We start from the raw sequence: 18874 nt of genomic DNA on the forward strand, positions 1-18874 counted from the left end.
ATTGAACCTTCAATCCTTATTTTATGATTTGTTCCATTATGTGAGCGAATTGAAAGACAGCGAATTTTCTACGGCAAGCTTTAGTGAATTCAGAGAAGAAGTGCTTATTCGTATCAAAGAAATCCGAAATCGCAGCGGGTCACTGGATAAAGACCAGGTGAATACTGCATTATTTGCTGTGATCGCCTGGATTGATGAACTCGTGCAAAATTCTATGTGGGAAGGAAAAAAAGAATGGCAGCACCGTTTTTTGCAAACTGAGTTTTTCAATACTACGGATGCGGGAAAAGAATTCTTTATTTATTTATCCAAAATTCCACCAAAACAGGTTGATCTTTTCCGTATTTTTTATCGCTGTCTTAGTCTGGGTTTCAGAGGAGAATACCATAGTCCTTTGGACAAACCGGACTTAATCAAATATAAAGCATACGCATTGGAACATATCACACCCGATCATGCAATGGTTGACAATGTGGAGCACTTCATCGCTTTTCCTGATGCCTATGAATGCAAGGTTGGTGGAGGTATGCAAATGGGACGATCGGCTTGGAAACGCTGGCTACTATGGCTAATACCCATTCCCGTCTTGTTATTGATTTATTTCTTTTTCTATTTTGTTATCAACAACACTGTTGATAATTATTTACAAATGATTAAATAACCGAGAGATTAAATGAGGTTAATCGGGCAAACAATTTTCTGGATGGTCACGCTGCTAGTCTTCGGTTTCCTATCGACGCTTCTGGTAGTAGGCCATGATTTTCCAATCTGGATGGGACCGCTGATTTTTGTCGGAATATCGTTGGTTTTTTACCTTCTGACTTCAATGAGTTATGGTTTGGAGAAATGGTGGAGAAACCGCAAAAATGAAAAACAGAAAGCCGTAGGTGAAAAGGTGGAGACTGGCGGATTAAGCCTGACTCTGCAAAACGCGGTTAACTACATTCATCAAAATTCAGTGGCTGGAGGAGTAAAGCGTTTTTGGCATATGCCCTGGGTTCTGTTTTTTGGTAGCCCTAAAGCCTCGCAAATGAATGTGTTCAAACTCCATACACATTTCAGTGTTGGAGATACTGATGATATCGAACTGCAACGAAATAAAGCAGTAGTCCTGGAAGATTATGTTATCTGGTATGTTGATGACACTTTACTTCAAACCAACACTCCCAGAAAGATAGAACGGCAATGGCAATCTTTTCTTGAAACAATACGAAAGGGTAAAAAGAAACAACCAGCGGTCCAGCAAATTGTAGTTGAAATCCCCGCTTCTCTTTTAACAGGTGGTAATAAAGGCGAGTTATCTTTTTATGCTCGTTCTCTAAGAGACCGAATTAATCAGGTCAGCAATATAACAGGATATCGTCAACAAGTTCTCTTCATTATTACAGAGTGTCAGCATTTGGAAGGGTTTGACTCCTATGTACAGATAATTCCTGAAAATATGCTGAATCAGGCGATGGGATATGTGGTAGATGATCCCATGCGCAATTCGTCGTCCAGCAAACCTATCCAATATTTAAGTGAGCGCGCACAAGATGTAATTGATATCATCCTGTTTAACCGCGAAAAATCATTTGACTCGAAAGCATACCGCTTTCCTTTGTCTATTGGTGATCTGAAAGAGCAATATACGGTCTTTAGTGAAATATTTTTTTCAGCCACCTCCTACAGTGAGTCCCCGGTGTTACTGGGTGTTTACATGACAGGAACGATTTTCAATAAGGGAATGGAAGACCAGGCCTTTGCCTACGATTTGATTGACAAGATACAGACTCGACTCATGTGTCCGATGATGCCATTGAAAAGTGAAATGGCTAGACAGCAAAGACGTGAATACATAAAACTTGGACTTTGGTATTTGGCGTGTTTTGGATTAGCGGGCTATTTATATTATGTTTACACACAAACTTCCAAGCGGTTGCTTGATTTAGTTCAGTTGTTACCAGCGGAGGAAGTTTATGGAACCAGTCTTGAGGCAAATCTGGTTGAATTCAATGAGTTTCATATTTTAATGAATGCTGTAGATCGGTTTAAAAATCAATGGCAAATAAAAATCCTTCCCTATAGGGGGGGACTGGACAGGCTGTATGATTTTTTTGCTGATCTCTATGTTACACAATTCAAATCACATGCGTTAGATATTCTGGATGCCAAGATTCTGAGCTTACTGCGACAGGGTGATGCAGTTTCAGATCGCGAGAAAGCGTATCTGGTACAAAACATGGTAACCCGGGTAAATACAGTTCAGGCTAAAATGGGTGGCTCTGATCGGCAAGCATTGATGAGTATGCCTAATCCAGAAATACGGTATTTAGGTTATAACAACATTTCTGAAGACATACAAAATGCGTTTGGCGTATTATATAAAGATTATATTTATTGGAACTCTAATACTGAGGGATTGCGACTTGAATCGATTAAGTTATTACGCTGGCTTGAGGATTCTCGTTATCTGAATTCAAATCTGCATTGGCTGGTGGAATGGGGTAATACACGTCCAGGAGCTTACAGCATTGGTCTTAATGATTTCTGGCCGGGCAGTATTAGCATACGGGAGTATGATATTCAACCTGCCTTCACCATTCAGGGTGATCTGGCAATTCAGCAATTGCTGGAGCAAATTGAATATGCACTGCCTGTTTATATTGACATTTCTCGTCAGGAAAGTAATTTCAAAGTCTGGTACGAAGAAAATCGCGTTAATAAATGGGAACAGTTTTCCTTTGATTTTTCAAAAGGGCAGAGGACCCTGGCTTATCAGTTTGAATGGGATCAAACCTTCGATAATATGATGACTCCCAATGGGGTTTATTTCAGTTTGATGGACCGTATTAACAATGAATTTTCTCATAAATTATCCATTAAAAATCCGCGATGGATTGAGATGATTCATCAATTTGCGGGCTTGCTGAATTACCAATATGAAAGCACTGAAGGAGTACAACTTAAAGAGCTGTCCAACACTCTAGCAAAATGGGGTGAAGTACTTAATGCGCGGCCTTCGCAAATCAATCAGCCTGTGCAAACAATGAAAACAACTCAGACCATCCAGCCAGTGCCCAATGATGCCTCGCCTGATGAAATTAAAGCAGTCAGTAACAAGTTGAGTTTTGACAATCAGGTTGATGCTGCCAAAGCATTCCTGACCTACCGCGGCTTATTGAGAAAATTGTATGCCAAACCTTTTGTTCAATCGGTTAAAGCCTATGCAAGTGCCAAGAGTTTATATGAAAGCCAATCGAGTCTGAGCAGAGATACTTCCAATGTAATTCAAGCCTATCAGGCATTACTCGGTATACGTCGCACTCTGGATCATTATGATCAACTGGATGAAACCAATGCGTTCTGGGTATTGATGCGTGGCCCCCTGGATTTCTATATTGATTATACAAATCGTTATGCCTCTTGTTATATTCAGCAAAAATGGCTGGATGAAGTGTATTTGCGAACAGCCACAATTGAAGGGGAAGACTTAAATGATCTGCTGTTTGGTAAAGCCAGTGTAGTGTATGCCTTCCATGAAAAATACACCAAACCGTTTATTAAGCAGGTAGGCAACAACTTCGTCCCCATTTATGTATTAAAACACAAGTTTCCTCTCTCCACTGAGTATTACCAATTCCTGAAGTCAGGATTAAATCTCGATACTGGTGATAACAGCCTGGTTAAAATTAAGAAAGAGCTGGATGCGAAACTGCCCACCGATATTACCATCAGAGCCAAACCAGTTAATTTACAGTTGGGATCAACCGCTTTGCCTTATAAAACAGTACTTAATGTCAAATGCAATGATGATATGGTTTCACTGGAAAACTTCAACTATCCATCCCAAAGAACAATTCGCAAATGGACTTTGGAGTCTTGTGGGCCGGTTGAAATCGATATTTATTTTCCTGCGGCAACCTTAACTATCCAGTACGCCGGTAATGACGGTTTTCTTAGATTTTTGCAGGATTATAGTAAAGGCATTGTAACTTATCCTGTAAGTTTATTTCCGGATCAAGCGAAATATTTGAGGGCTAATCGAATCAATGCCATACATGTTTACTACAGTTTAAGCGGAGCAGACGACGTCACCTGGCAAATTGGACAATATTTGGCCGCCCTGAAACAAATCAAGGTGGATAAAGTTAAGTTGGATCAAGTGGTGAAAGTCCCGCGTGTGATTACTGATTGTTGGGAACAAGAGTCATAATATGCTTGAACTTGATCAAATCGCTGGATTAGTCGCCAAGCCTATCACAGATAGTGAACCCGCCGGGGCAAACTGTCAGGACGATGACAAATACATCAGCCTGCGTAATGAAATGCAAAAACTATCACGTGCAGGTCAGTCCAGCGGCATTGAGTGGAATACTGTCAGCAACAATTCACTTTTTTTGCTGATTGAAAAATCCAAGGATTTTCAGGTTGCATGTTATCTTGCCTATGCTCTTTTTCATCAGTATCAATATCCAGGTCTGAAAGTTGGAGCGAATGTTCTGACCAATATGCTGGAACGATATTGGGATAGCTCTCATCCTCAGGACCGACCTCGTGTTAAGGTTAATTTCTTAAACTGGTATGCTTCCCAGTGTTTTAATTATATTCAATATATCAAGCCTGTCGACAACGTTAAGGATATTCAGCAATCGGTCAAGTATTTTAACAAAATCAGAGACTTTCTCAGCGAACGGGAACTTGAGTTTGAGTCGTTCAACAATCTGATAGCTACGCTGAATGAGTACCTTCGCCAATTGGATTTTAAAATGGTTGAACCTCAAAAAGAGGAAAAACCTGTCAAGTTGGAAGATAGCGTCAAAACCATTCAGCAAGATGAGAGTTTGCCGCTTGAACAAGGCTTTCTGACCTTGACTCGGGGAGCCCGCGATTTGATGAAAGCGGATTTGACCCTCCCTTATCCCTATTATTTAAACCGGCTCGCTGCCTGGGGTAGCATTGCCGTGCTGCCAGATGTGGAAGACGGAGTAACCAGCATTTCACCCCCCGATTTTTTTAGTGTAAAAAGAATTAATACGATTCAGGACGGCAATGATCCTCTCGAAGTTTTAAGATTGGTTGAAGAAATTATTCCCGATGAGCCATTCTGGCTTGATCTGCAAATTCTCAGTCTCGATATGTTGAAAAAGCTCGGCGAACGTTACGAAGAGGCATTCGCTGTAGTTAAACGCGAATTTATTCAGTTTCTCCAGCGTTTTCCTGGCATTGAGAAATTAAAGTTCAATAATAACAGTGCCTTTCTAAGTGATTGGGCGCAAGATCAGCTAAACGAATTAAGGACAACAAGTTCAATGAGTTTTACCGACCGAATGAGTCATCTGTCATCTGCTGAACAACAGCAAATTGATGACATTAAAACTCTTTGTAAAGCATTCAGTAGAAAAAATATAGAACTCGAAATTGTCCAGCTGGAACAGATAAACAAGCAAGCGGTTTCCGAGCGTGTACGGTTGACTGCTTATATGGCGATCTGCGAAGAGTTACTGAAAGCAGGAAATCGAACAATCATCAGGCCTTATTTATTATTCATTCTTGAGATTATTGATAAACATCAGCTGGGAACCTGGGATTCTGTTTTAACACTGGATGCCTTAAGTCTGGTGTATCGGGGAATGAAGACTATTAGAAATAAAATCAGTGATGATTTATTTGAACAGGTTATTGATAGAGTCGCTCGAATTGATTCAAAAATGGTATTGGAATTAAGTAAACTTTAAAGAGTGCAATGCAAATACTACGTGATCCAACTCATACATTAATCCCTGTTTTTTATCGTCGTGATAATAAAGATAAGCTGGCTGTTAGCCTGATGGCCATGTTCTCCTTCAGCCAACCCAAAGTATTCCTGAGCTTTCAGGAGTTCTGGACCATTGCTAAAAAGAATTTTTCAGACAATGAAATGCTTGATTTCTATCTTCCAAAGCTTAGGGCCGAGTATTTTGTGAAGGGTAGTTGTTTTGCCTATAATCCTGAGACACGTCGATCTGAAGTAGAAGTGATTCTGGACTCGCTTGAAAAAAAGCTACTAGTTTTTGGTGATCGCTACTGGATTATTAATGGCTTGGTAAAACAAGCTTCACAACCCGCTGTATTTCAAACCATGCCCTTATCCTATGAAAATGCATTTGGGGGAGAAGGCAACATTTATAACCCCCGCGGGAAAGGCGACAGGAGTTCCAGTAACTCTGAACAGTCCAATAAATTACCCAATATAGAATTGCCTGATACCCAGTTTATAGATGAGACAGACAAGCCTTTACCGGCTTTGCTTCTACCGTATTCACCTGATTCTCAGGCCAATAATTCAAAGCTGGGAACTTTTGATCGGGAATGGTATGAAAATGAAAGGCCATTTTATCCCAAAAATATTGACTGGACTTATTTTAATCGTGCGCTTCCTGATCAACAACGTGATGGGTATTTTAAAGGGGATGAAAGCTTCAGCATTAAAAATATGCACCCAGGAAAAAAATTGCTGACTGGCAATTTGCCCGGTATGCGTACCCGCTGTTTTTATCAAGATCAGAATCCAGAGGCAAAACTTGAGGAGGTCTCTCTTAATCTTGATACTGTATGGTTTATACCAGAGTTTGAAAAGGGGATTTTAATATGGCATGGACAGATTGATTTGATTCAGGGTAAAAAGCCAGCTTTCCTTCACAGTGTTCATGAAGCGCTCGATGAACCAAAAAAAACACTTGCTTACTATTCCAAGCGTTTAAAAAACCCGACTGGTGCACTCCCTCTTCCTGCTTCTTCGCCTCGGGAGAAAAGCCCTCCACGACAAGATGTTGCTGATGATCTCGCTGAACAGCTGAAGAAGATACGGATTCAAAAAGACGACGATCCCGAATCAGCGAAGCTTCGCGTGAAGCTAGCTACTCTACTGGACGGATTATCGCCACAGGCAAAAATTACTGCGGCAAAAGCTTTTTCCAAACAAACGATTAACCATTTAAAATTGAATGAGTCGCAGCCATCTCCTCAGGCGACCAAACAATTATTTACCTATATATCCAAATATAAAGAAGAGATTGCTAATGGGAACCACTCCAGCAAGGAGAAACAGAAACTGCTGGATGAAGCGGTTATATTGGAAAAACGGCTTGGCATGTTAGATTCCACAGGAAAAATGGCGCAATACCGTTTTGAAACAGCCAGCCCCTCAGTGTACACGCGAGATGATGTTATCAGGGCTTATCAGGAAAAGACGGATCTTAAATATGAAAATCTGGCTGGTATTGACTTGTCTGAACTGGATTTGTCAGGGATTGATTTAACCGGCTGTAATTTGAGCCATTGTTTGCTTGTCAATACCAAATTAAATAAGGCTAAACTTGAGCAGGCCACTTTAATACGTACCCGGCTAGATCAAACAGATTTGCTGGGCGCCAATCTTACTGCTGCCTATGTTAAAGATTGCTCATTATGTAATGTGGAAGCGAAGCTTGCGAATTTTTCAAAAGCTGAGTTGGCTGATTGCGAGCTTAAAAACTGCAATTTCACACAAGCCATTTTTTATTATACAAAAATTAACAAATCCAGCTTTGGACAGTGTAAATTAACCTGCTTAAACGCTGAGGGTTTGATAATGAATGACTGCTCCCTAAAAACCTGCAATTTGAATCAATCCATTCTGAAATACAGCCATTTAGAACGCTGTGTGTTTGACCATGCCGAACTATCAGAAGCTGATTGGGCTTATACAGATTGTCGACATAGCCAATTTGAAGGTATCAGCATCAATCGACTGAAAGCCAAATTAATGGTGATGAGAGATTGTAAATTGAGTAATTGTCTCTTCGATTATTGCGAATTAACCTCTTTTGAACTGACCAATTCTCATTTCGAGAAAAGCAGATTTTTACATTGCGATTTGGAGAAGGCAACATTTGCTGGCTCCACAATAATAAATTGCCGAATTGCCCACTCAAATATGAAAAACTGGCGTACCAATACAGAAACAATAATTAGTAAAACAAAATTCATTAATACAGATCTAAAAAAGGCAGCTTTACTAGGCGGCCATTTTGAAAATATTTCCTGGTCAGCCTGTAGTATGGAAAACATGCATGTCACTGATACTATTTGGCTTAACTCAGAACTCACCCAATGTAACGCCCGGAAAATACGAGTTTCAGGCAGTGAAATGAAGAGGGTTGATTTTAAAAATACCAATTTGCTTCAGGCAACTTTTGATCAAACCCGTTTTATTGAGTCCGAATTTAATCGTTCTAATTTATATGGAACTACCTTTAATAGTTGCACATTAATTGACACTCAAAAACAGCATTGTCTTGAACAGCAAAGTTATTTTGACAAAATAGAAGGCTAGTAATGGATTTAGCTCAGTTAAAGAACGCATTGTCAGAACGAAAAGTAATTGAAGATCAGACCTTTGATGGTACTTTAATTAAGGAACTGGATATATTCAGACCCATCTTTCTAAACAGTCATTTCAAGAAATGTGCTTTTAAAAATATAAAATTCAAGGCTGCTATTTTTGAGAATTGCCGCTTTGATGAGGTGTATTTCGAGAAAGTCGAGATGACTATCAATACATTCACTGCCTGCACATTCAACAAGGTCCATGTTGTACATAGTGATTGGAAAAGTGCCGTATTTAACCAGAACAAGATTGATGGACTAATTATCAGTGATTCCAATCTTGCGCTAAGTGATTTCAAGGCAGAGGTATTGGAGAACTGTCAATTCCTTAATAGTGATTTAAGTCAAAGCAGTTTTTCACAATGCCGATTAATTGCTGTACAAATGCAAAATATACAATGGTCGCGCTCAACAGCAACTGAGGCGTCGTTTGAACGTGGAAATTTTTTAAAGGTCGATATGACTGCCTGTAACTTTACCGGTAGCAGGCTTTCCAGTGTACATTTTAAACAATGCAACTTTTTTCACTGCTTACTGATTAAAGCGAAAATTGATAAAGTCGCTTTCCAGGATCCTGCGGATATCAGGCATATCAATTGCCTGCAAGCGACACTTAACCAGCTCTCACTGGAGAAATTAACTTTTTATGCTGCTGTTTTTCAGGAAGCGAAAATAACCGCTGTGGATTTTAGCCAGGCCCAATTAAATACCGCTAATTTTATCAGTGCGACAATAGACGATTGTCTTTTTAATCGCTGCCAATTAAACAATGCTAACTTTGAATCTGCAATTATTAAGGACTGTGATTTTCAGCACAGTTCCTTAAACGCTGCCAGGTTTAATTATAGTCAGCTTAGTCATTGCGATTTTTCACAATCGGAAATGAACAGCGCATCCTTACATGACACCAGAGAGCATCAGGTGAACTGGAATATTAAAAGCGGTGAGTATATGAAAAAAACCGATCCGGATTTATTGAGAGCAGAACAGTGGAGCACATGATTTAAGGTTTAAGATCAAAACGTCTCCCTTCCATGACTTCGAGCGGAGAGTTACTGAGAGGACTGGATTCTTTTATTTTATATCGGCATAAATCCGGACGAGGAGAGCACTATGTTAAAAGAAAATGAAATAATGCGATTGGCCGGTACCGGCGGATGTTATCCCGCTACGATAAAATTTATCGAAGGCGATAATTTTCATTTAAAATTTTCATTTAGCAACTCCACCATTAAAGCCAAAAAAGCGTTTTCCTGCCTGTTGGAGCCCTTGGCTGATGATGAAATCATGGCTTATCTGGGGGAGGAAGAGGTTTATGTTTTAGCGATTTTGAATCGAAGAAGTGAAAATCATGCATGCATCAATATGCAGCATGGGCTTGAAGTTAATGCGTCTTCAATTGGTTTAAATTCCACTGAGTTGGCAATAAATTCTGAAAAAGCCCGCCTGAATTTGCAACACAGTCGGCTTGAGGGACAAGAATGCAGTTTTCATTTTGAAAGGTTGAAATTCATTGCCAAAACCATTGAAAAAATCTGCGACACCTTGAATCTGCAGACTATTCGCCTTTTCCAATGGGTAGAGGATTTGGAGCATCAGGTGTTGGGGCGTTTACGAAGCAGGGTAAAAAAGAACTATCGACTGGATTGCGGCGAACTGACAATCATCACAGAAGACGACGCAAAAATAAAAGCCAGGCAAATTCATTTGGGGTAAATAGTATGACTATGGCATGTATGTGGGGCGGTTCGGTTACAACAACGGGAAACACGGATGTTTGCCTCGTTCCGCCTGAGATTCCAACACCATTTCCTAACATTGCGACCTGGTTAAACAGTATAGGTTTCGTTCCGGAAATATTGATCTTGATGGCGCCCAGTTGCAATATCCTTACCTCTATCAGTATCTCAACGGGTGATGAGCCTGGCAAAGAGGGCGGAGTAAAGTCAGGAACCACACAGGGAGTGTTTCAGCCACTCACAGGTCTGCCGAATGTGTTACTCAATGGATTGCCTGCCTGCAATGTTGGGATAACGAATGGTACGTCAAATACAACCAACACCACATCTATTTATACCATTCCATCACAAACTGTAGTAGTTGCGGCCTAGGCATCAATTCAAGAAGATCACTCTCCCAAGTTGAGAGAGGGTTGATTTTAAACTCAAGGTTTAATCACAGGGCTCTATAAGTTTCTTTTTCGCCGAGCGATAACGCTCTGCCTTTTCAATATCAATATAGCGATCGGTTGTTGCACTTGAACTGTGACCGGCATCGTCTCGCACATGTTCCCGTGGCCGAATTTTAACGTCTTCAGAAATACCGGTGTGACGAAGCCAATGCACGGTGGCCGCTCCTAAACCATCGGCCTCTTCTATAAAATGATCGCGGCGCAGCTTTTCAGCAGCGAGATCAAAGCAAGTCTGGACGAGACGACGGAGGGGGGCAGTGTCGGTCATAGGGCCATTACCGCGTATTTTGGGGATCAGAGGCGTATTATCGGCGGGAGTGGGGAGATTGCTTAAACCTAAAAAGCGCCTCCAGCGGCTCAGACTATCCAGCATTGCATCACTTACCGCCACCTGACGCTCTTTGTTACCCTTTCCGATGGTTGTGAACCACCAGAATCCATTACTATCCTTGCTGAAATCATTCATGCTAGGAACCCAGCGATCACTTGCGGCAAGCTCTGAAATACGCAAATACATTCCAAAAAGCATGCTTAGGATAAAGCGAGTGCGTTCATGTTTTTCAGGATTATCTGCGGCTAAAGTCTCGGCAGCATCCAGCACCGCCTGCCACTGCAAGAGGCTAAGTCTTCTTACCGGCGCATTTTGCTGCCTTTTGCGGATAAATTTGCTTTTCTGGCGGATTAAGGCAACTGGATTGGAAAATAAGTATTCTTCTGCAATTAAGAAATTAAATAAAGTACTTAAAATTGCGAAAATTTCCTGAATAGCACCCTGAGATAATGAGAACTGATTGATAGCAGGCTCATGTCCCTGTTTGCGAGCCAGCTTACTGACAGTTGCTACAAATGGACGCCATTCGTTATTGGGCTGTCGTTTACCTTCTTTTTCAATGAATCGAGGAACTTTTTTCAGACTAATCCAGCTTGCAGGAGGATGCTGGCAAAATCGTATAAAGGCTTCAATGTCTTCTCGTTTTAATTGCGGCAAGCGGCAATCTCTGACTAACCAGCACCACTGCAAAAGACGCTCGGCTTCTCTCCGATAACTATTAAATGTGCCCAGGCTGCCGCAATAACTTCTTAAAAAATTTAATACATGGATGAAATCGGCATAACAGTCTGGAGAAGGCAGTATGACGTGATCTGAATTCTTACTTAATTGATCCAGGCTATCGAACAGCGGCAACAACAGTTTTTTCATGACTTAAACCCGAAAGCATTCCTGATTTATGTTAACTTAGCGTCATTCGGCTGGCAATTTGAATTTGTGAGTTATCATTGCCTGTTTATCAGGAATTGAGAGCGGGATCTAAAAATGATCTATATATTTGAATCAAAGACAGTTTGGGTTGAATTGGTTCACTTAATCTATGGATTTTTCAATCAATAAAAAATTAGTTCTCGAATATATTGACCTTAGGAAAAGCAAGCGGTATTATCTGCGCTCTGTCCTAGGACGGGTTTGCGGGGTGTAGCGCAGTCTGGTAGCGCGTCTGCTTTGGGAGCAGAATGTCGGGGGTTCGAATCCCTCCACCCCGACCAATATATTTGCGCCCGTAGCTCATCTGGATAGAGCATCGGCCTTCTAAGCCGAGGGTAGCAGGTTCGAATCCTGCCGGGCGTGCCAGCCTTTGTGCAGTATTCCGATATGGTGAGCGTAGCTCAGTTGGTAGAGCCCCGGGTTGTGATCCCGGTTGTCGTGGGTTCGAGTCCCATCGTTCACCCCATTTTAAAACATCAATGAGTCTGAGTTGGTTAAGTAGATTATGCTGAAAAACGGCTATAATATATAGTCGAAACAATTTTTTGGCTATATTCAGAATCCAAAGTCTAAAGATTCGCATCTCGAGTCTTTACAACCAAGTCATACTGTTCGATAATTCCACCCTGTTTTGCGAAAGTGGCGGAACTGGTAGACGCGCTGGATTTAGGTTCCAGTGGGGTAACCCGTGAGAGTTCGAGTCTCTCCTTTCGCACCATTACATGACAAAAATATCCAAGAGGTGACTAGATGCAAATTTCTGTTGAAGCCCTGAATGGTCTGGAGCGTAAGATTACCGTTAGCGTACCTACCGAAAAAGTTGAAGATGAGGTCAAATCGCGTTTGCGTGATCTTGCACGTAAAGCCAAAGTTGCCGGTTTTCGACCAGGAAAAGTCCCTATGGATGTAGTCAAGAGCCGCTTCTCAAAGGGTGTTCGTGAAGAAGTTGCCCGTGAGATGGTGCAATCAACTCTATATGAAGCCTTGAAAAGCAATGAGTTGGTTCCAGCCGGTTCTCCCTATGTTGAGCCAGAAGAGCTCGAAGAAGGTAAAGACTTTAAATTCACCGCAACTTTTGAAGTATTCCCTGAAATTAAAATTACTGAGCTGAACGGCCAGGAAATTGAAATTATTAAGTCAGTGATCAGTGATGCTGATGTTGATGAAATGATTAGCAAGTTACGGGATCAAAACAAAGTTTGGAAAGATGTTTCTCGTGCTGCTGCAGAGGGAGACAAAGTCAGTATCGATTTCAAAGGCTTCATTGATGATCAGCCTTTTGAAGGCGGCAGTGCTGAGAAATACGAAATTGTTCTTGGTTCCGGTTCTATGATTCCTGGTTTTGAACAAGGAATTATCGGCGGCGAAATTGGCAAGTCCTTTGATATTAAGGTTGCCTTCCCTGAAGACTACGGCCACAAAGAATTAGCCGGCAAAGATGCCGTATTCCAAATCACCATCCATAATGTGTGGGAAGGTGAACAGCCTGCACTGGACGATGCTTTTGCTGAAAAGTTTGGCATTAAGGAAGGCGGTGTCGACGCACTCAAAAAAGACATTCGGGAAAATATGACCCGTGAGCTGGAGCGTCGCGTCAGCGCTACTAATCGCGAGCGTATTTTCAATCAATTGATGTCTGTTAATAGCTTCGATTTACCTGCAGCTCTGATTGATCAGGAAATCGAACATCTTAAACATGATATGTATCATCGCCTTTTTGGGCATGCGCATCATGAGAATGAAAAGATTCCTGACTTTCCAAGAGAATTATTTGAAGAGCAAGCTAAACGCCGCGTTCATTTGGGTCTGTTATTCTCAGAATACGTCAAGGCACATGAATTAAAAGCGGATAAAGATCGTGTTGATGCGATGATTGAAAAATTTGCCAGTGCTTACGAAAACCCGGACGAGTTACGTAACTGGTACCGAAATAGCAAGGAACGTACTGCTGAGGTTGAAGCCCTTGTTATGGAAGAAATGGTTGCAGAAAAAATTAGTGAAAACGCTAAACTCATCGAAAAATCAATGAGCTACGATGAAGTCATGAATCCCAAAAAGGAAAACACAGAGAAAGGAGAGTGATAAATGGCAGGTCATCCCGATAACCTGATTAGAAATGCCAGCGGCCTGGTTCCAATGGTTATTGAGCAAACGTCAAGAGGAGAGCGCTCCTATGATATTTACTCAAGACTTTTGAAAGATCGCATTATTTTTCTATTAGGTGAAGTTGAAGACCATATGGCTAACCTGGTAGTGGCGCAGCTCCTCTTTCTTGAATCAGAGAACCCGGATAAAGATATTTATCTGTATATCAATTCGCCTGGAGGCGTTGTTACAGCTGGCTTGGCAATTTATGACACGATGCAGTTTATTAAACCGGATGTAAGCACTCTCTGTATTGGCCAGGCTGCCAGTGCAGCTGCTTTGTTGCTTTGTGCCGGCGCTGACGGCAAGCGCTTCTGCTTGCCCAATTCCAGGGTAATGATACATCAGCCCTTAGGCGGATACCGTGGTCAGGCGACTGATATCGAAATCCATGCCCGTGAAACGCTGGCTGTACGTGAGCGTTTAAACAGCATCATGGCAAAGCATACCGGCAAAACGCCTGATCAAATCATGCGTGATACGGAAAGGGATAACTTCATGAGTGCGTCTCAAGCCAAAGAATATGGATTAATAGACAAAGTGCTTTACGATCGTAATGCATTTACAACTGCAGAATAATTCAGAGTTCAGGACTCTTGACTCAATGGCCTCTTAAAAAGAGGCCATTATCCACTTGGCTTATTTTTATTGATTGTCTAAAATTTTACTAGGTTCTGTCAATTATCATGTCACAGGCGAAGTTGAGGATAGTCATGCGGAGCACTATACAGGATATAGATAAGAGAGTTTGGCAGCAAAAATTGTTTTGAGGTCAATTCCAATAAATTTAAAATTGCATTCCTTATGAGGAATCGGCACGAGAGGGTTTGTTGATGAGTAAAACCGGTAAAGGTGATGGTGAAAAAGTTTTATATTGCTCATTTTGCGGCAAAAGCCAGCATGAGGTAAAAAAATTAATCGCAGGTCCTTCGGTTTTTGTATGCGATGAATGTGTTGAATTATGTAATGATATCATTCGTGAAGAAACGCAGGAGACAATTGAGGATACCGAAACCCATTTGCCGACACCAAAGGAAATTTCAAAGTTTCTTGATGAATATGTCATAGGACAGCCTCATGCAAAAAAGGTGCTGTCTGTTGCTGTATATAATCATTACAAGCGTTTGCAGCACAAGCCACAGGATGGTGTTGAACTGGGTAAAAGTAACATTCTGCTGATAGGCCCGACAGGCAGCGGCAAAACCTTGCTTGCTCAAACACTTGCCCGATTACTCAATGTTCCATTCACCATCGCAGATGCTACTACTTTGACTGAAGCAGGCTATGTAGGTGAAGATGTTGAGAATATTATCCAGAAGTTATTGCAAAAATGCGATTACGATGTGGATAAAGCGCAGCAAGGTATAGTTTACATTGATGAAATTGATAAAATTTCCCGTAAATCAGATAATCCATCGATCACCCGGGATGTCTCTGGCGAAGGGGTACAGCAAGCACTGCTTAAGCTGATTGAAGGTACAATCGCTTCAGTACCACCACAGGGTGGACGCAAACATCCGCAACAGGAATTTTTGCAGGTTGATACGTCCAACATATTGTTCATTTGCGGAGGCGCCTTCGCTGGCCTGGAAAAAGTAATTCGTGATCGAAGCGATAAATCCGGTATCGGCTTTGCCGCGCAGCTCAAAAACTCCAAGGATAGCAAAGTCAATGAGAAAATACTGGATGGGCTTGAGTCAGAAGATTTAGTGAAGTATGGATTAATACCAGAGTTCGTTGGCCGTCTTCCTGTAGTAACAACACTGCATGAACTGGATGAAGATGCCCTGGTTGATATCCTGACTCGTCCAAAGAATGCTTTAACCAAGCAATTTCAAGCTCTGTTCAAAATGGAGTCAGTTGAGCTTGAATTTCGTGATGACGCTTTACGGCAAATCGCTAAAAAAGCATTGGAGCGAAAAATTGGTGCTCGTGGTTTAAGAACGATCCTTGAAAATCTTCTTTTAGACACCATGTATGAATTACCGTCACTCGAGGGAATCAAAAAGGTTGTTGTAGACGAGAGTGTAGTCGGCAACACTAATAAACCGCTTATGATTTTTGAAGAGAGAGACGATAAGCACTCTGCTGCTGGTGGGGGAGATTAATTCCTGAGTATGGAGTTGGCAAACGCCAGCTTCATACTTGTCAATTAAGCAGGTTGATGGCATGGTTCATGCTTCAACTTCCTTAATCCATACGAACCAGGCGGGTAAATACGACCTGATGTTTCAAAAGCTATCTGCTAGCCTGCATAGAATGTTAGTATTAGATTCAGAAGATTTAAATTGTATTTTCCAGCGGCTGCAAATTCTGCAGGCCAAGGGAATAAACGGATTGTAGTCTGAATAAGGGCTTATTATGTCAAGTGAAAACGAACTGATGCCATCCCCGGAGAATGATGAGTTCTCTTTTCTGCCAGTCCTGCCTCTTAGAGATGTCGTAGTGTATCCCCATATGGTGATTCCATTATTTGTCGGGCGGGAAAAATCAATCAAGGCATTGGAAGCTGCAATGGTTGATAACAAACAGATTTTTCTGGTTGCCCAGCGCAAATCATCCAACGATGACCCGTCGCCAGCTGATGTTTACAATATTGGTACCGTTGCGAGTGTCCTACAGCTTCTTAAACTACCCGATGGTACTGTGAAAGTTCTTGTAGAAGGCGAGAAACGTTCACGTGTCAAAGAATATAAGCAAGAACAGGGTTTTCTTGAAGCCCGACTTGAAGAGGTTGAAGAAGTCGTTGGGGAAGTTGATCCTCAGGAAATTGAAATATTAATGCGCTCATTGATGTCACAATTCGAGCAGTATATTAAGTTAAATAAAAAGATACCGCCTGAAGTACTCAGTTCTCTGGCTGGTATTGAAGAGCCGGGCCGCCTGGCAGACACCATTGCTGCTCATCTAACCTTAAAAGTCGATGATAAACAGGATCTTTTAGAAACATTAGTGATTGGCACACGCCTTGAGCGCTTAATGGGAGCAATCGAAGGCGAGATCGATTTGCTGCAGGTTGAAAAACGAGTTCGCGGCCGCGTGAAACGCCAGATGGAAAAAAGCCAAAGAGAGTATTATCTCAATGAGCAGATGAAGGCGATACAAAAAGAATTAGGTGAAATGGGCGAGGAAGGAAGCGAAATAGAGCAGCTTGAAAACTCTATCAAGAAAGCCGGAATGCCCAAAGAAGCCAAAGAAAAATCCTTATCGGAATTGCACAAGTTAAAAATGATGTCGCCTATGTCGGCTGAGGCTACAGTCATTCGCAACTATCTGGACTGGATGTTAAGCGTTCCCTGGAAACGTAAAAATAAAATTCAATTTGACCTGCGCAAAGCTGAAAACTTGTTGAATAAAGAACATTATGGTCTTGAGAAGGTCAAAGAGCGCATCATTGAATACCTGGCAGTACAGCAGCGGGTTAAACGAATGAAAGGACCTATTCTTTGTCTGGTTGGACCTCCTGGGGTTGGTAAAACTTCTCTTGGACAGTCGATAGCAAATGCGACAGGAAGAACATTCATCCGTATCGCCCTGGGAGGCGTTCGGGATGAAGCTGAAATCAGAGGACATCGCCGCACCTATATTGGTTCCATGCCTGGAAAAATCATTCAGAAACTATGTAAGGCAGGGGTCAAAAATCCGCTGATTATGCTTGATGAAGTCGATAAAATGGCAATGGATTTCCGTGGCGACCCGGCATCCGCCTTGCTGGAAGTGCTTGATCCCGAACAGAATCACACCTTTAGCGATCATTATCTGGAAGTGGATTATGATTTGAGTGATGTCATGTTTATCGCCACAGCCAACTCATTGGAAATTCCTGCACCTTTACTTGATCGGATGGAGGTGATTCGTCTTGCCGGCTATACCGAAGATGAAAAGATAAATATCGCTGAAACTTATCTTATCCCCAAACAGACTATTCTTAATGGTCTTAAAGAAAGTGAGTTAACTATTAATGAAGGTGCAGTGCGCGAGATAATCCGTCACTATACTCGAGAAGCTGGGGTGCGTAATCTGGAGCGCGATATCGCCAGTATTTGCCGTAAGGTAGTTAAAGATATTCTCAGCAATAAGAAAACAAAAAAAATAACGGTTTCAAAAACCAATATTGAAAAATATCTTGGGGTTAAGAAGTTCCGTTATGGACTTGCTGAGGAGTTTGATCAGGTCGGACAGGTAACTGGCCTGGCCTGGACCAGTGTGGGCGGGGAACTGCTGACAATTGAAGCGTCTATGATGCCTGGCAAAGGAAAAACAACTCATACCGGTCAGTTGGGCGAGGTGATGCAGGAATCGATTCATGCTGCAATGACAGTAGTCAGAAGCAGGGCGAAATCGTTTGGCGTTCCCGATGACTTTTATGACAAGAATGACTTTCATGTGCATGTACCAGAAGGGGCTACTCCAAAAGATGGACCCAGCGCAGGTATTGGAATGTGTACGGCTCTGGTCTCGGTGGTTACTCATATTCCTGTCCGGGCTGATGTTGCTATGACTGGAGAGATTACCCTGCGGGGGCAGGTGCTTCCAATAGGCGGATTGAAAGAGAAGCTCCTGGCAGCTCATCGTGGGGGTATCAAGCATGTCATTATTCCTGAGGAAAATCGCAAGGATCTTGAAGAAATCCCTGATAATGTCCTGAAGAAGTTAAGCATTCATCCTGTGAAGACTATAGAGCAGGTTTTAGAGCTGGCATTGCAGCGTAGTCCTCTTGCTGCAGCACCAGATTCTGAGAATTCAGAAGCCAAAGATGTGGTTTCTGAAAAAACTGCAAAAAAAAATGAAAATAAGGATTTACATACCCATTAATACCGAGTATAGTTCACTCCGTTGTCCGCTACTGGCGGGCAACCCAAGGAAGTGACTGCTTGACTGGGGCATAA

The 18874-nt window shown here is 41.9% G+C and carries 12 protein-coding genes and 4 tRNA genes; 15 read left to right on the forward strand and 1 reads right to left on the reverse strand.

Going from position 1 to position 18874, the window contains the following annotated elements; all coding sequences use genetic code 11:
- Position 1 precedes the first annotated feature (1 nt).
- From LXA66_RS12945 to LXA66_RS12975, 7 genes are all read left to right on the forward strand, one after another.
- Positions 2–661 carry a DotU family type IV/VI secretion system protein gene (locus LXA66_RS12945; RefSeq protein ID WP_233013480.1) on the forward strand — a complete coding sequence of 220 codons (660 nt, stop codon included), beginning with the start codon at positions 2–4 and terminating at the stop codon, positions 659–661.
- Between the two features lie 12 nt (positions 662–673).
- On the forward strand, positions 674–4195 hold the full coding sequence (locus LXA66_RS12950) for a type VI secretion system protein (protein ID WP_233013482.1): 3522 nt from the start codon (positions 674–676) through the stop codon (positions 4193–4195).
- A gap of 1 nt (position 4196) precedes the next feature.
- Positions 4197–5717 (forward strand): TssA family type VI secretion system protein, encoded by a 1521-nt coding sequence (locus tag LXA66_RS12955; protein WP_233013483.1) that lies wholly within the window; start codon positions 4197–4199, stop codon positions 5715–5717.
- 8 nt (positions 5718–5725) lie between these two features.
- Positions 5726–8335 carry a DUF2169 domain-containing protein gene (locus LXA66_RS12960; protein ID WP_233013484.1) on the forward strand — a complete coding sequence of 870 codons (2610 nt, stop codon included), beginning with the start codon at positions 5726–5728 and terminating at the stop codon, positions 8333–8335.
- A 2-nt stretch (positions 8336–8337) separates the two neighbouring features.
- The gene (locus LXA66_RS12965) at positions 8338–9390 is read left to right on the forward strand and encodes a pentapeptide repeat-containing protein (RefSeq protein ID WP_233013485.1); all 1053 of its coding nucleotides are present in this window, start codon (positions 8338–8340) and stop codon (positions 9388–9390) included.
- A gap of 111 nt (positions 9391–9501) precedes the next feature.
- The gene (locus LXA66_RS12970) at positions 9502–10104 is read left to right on the forward strand and encodes a DUF3540 domain-containing protein (RefSeq protein WP_133140089.1); all 603 of its coding nucleotides are present in this window, start codon (positions 9502–9504) and stop codon (positions 10102–10104) included.
- 5 nt (positions 10105–10109) lie between these two features.
- Positions 10110–10499, forward strand: a complete 390-nt coding sequence (locus LXA66_RS12975) for a PAAR-like domain-containing protein (protein ID WP_133140088.1) — start codon at positions 10110–10112, stop codon at positions 10497–10499.
- A gap of 60 nt (positions 10500–10559) precedes the next feature.
- On the opposite strand, the gene LXA66_RS12980 is transcribed toward LXA66_RS12975, so the two are convergent.
- On the reverse strand, positions 10560–11780 hold the full coding sequence (locus LXA66_RS12980) for a site-specific integrase (RefSeq protein WP_233013486.1): 1221 nt from the start codon (positions 11778–11780) through the stop codon (positions 10560–10562).
- A 264-nt stretch (positions 11781–12044) separates the two neighbouring features.
- Here LXA66_RS12980 and LXA66_RS12985 point away from each other — a divergent pair.
- From LXA66_RS12985 to lon, 8 genes are all read left to right on the forward strand, one after another.
- Positions 12045–12121, forward strand: a tRNA-Pro gene (locus tag LXA66_RS12985).
- 8 nt (positions 12122–12129) lie between these two features.
- Positions 12130–12206, forward strand: a tRNA-Arg gene (locus tag LXA66_RS12990).
- A 24-nt stretch (positions 12207–12230) separates the two neighbouring features.
- Positions 12231–12306, forward strand: a tRNA-His gene (locus tag LXA66_RS12995).
- Positions 12307–12473: 167 nt separating this feature from the next.
- Positions 12474–12558, forward strand: a tRNA-Leu gene (locus LXA66_RS13000).
- Positions 12559–12590: 32 nt separating this feature from the next.
- On the forward strand, positions 12591–13922 hold the full coding sequence (gene tig / locus LXA66_RS13005; RefSeq protein WP_233013487.1) for a trigger factor: 1332 nt from the start codon (positions 12591–12593) through the stop codon (positions 13920–13922).
- Positions 13923–13925: 3 nt separating this feature from the next.
- Complete coding sequence (clpP, locus tag LXA66_RS13010; protein WP_058507666.1) at positions 13926–14564, forward strand: ATP-dependent Clp endopeptidase proteolytic subunit ClpP; 639 nt, start codon at positions 13926–13928, stop codon at positions 14562–14564.
- A gap of 254 nt (positions 14565–14818) precedes the next feature.
- On the forward strand, positions 14819–16093 hold the full coding sequence (gene clpX / locus LXA66_RS13015) for an ATP-dependent Clp protease ATP-binding subunit ClpX (RefSeq protein ID WP_133140085.1): 1275 nt from the start codon (positions 14819–14821) through the stop codon (positions 16091–16093).
- 253 nt (positions 16094–16346) lie between these two features.
- Positions 16347–18800 carry an endopeptidase La gene (gene lon, locus LXA66_RS13020; RefSeq protein WP_233013489.1) on the forward strand — a complete coding sequence of 818 codons (2454 nt, stop codon included), beginning with the start codon at positions 16347–16349 and terminating at the stop codon, positions 18798–18800.
- Positions 18801–18874: the final 74 nt, after the last annotated feature.

Source organism: Legionella sp. 16cNR16C, from assembly GCF_021297775.1.
Taxonomy (GTDB): Bacteria; Pseudomonadota; Gammaproteobacteria; order Legionellales; family Legionellaceae; genus Legionella_C; species Legionella_C quinlivanii_A.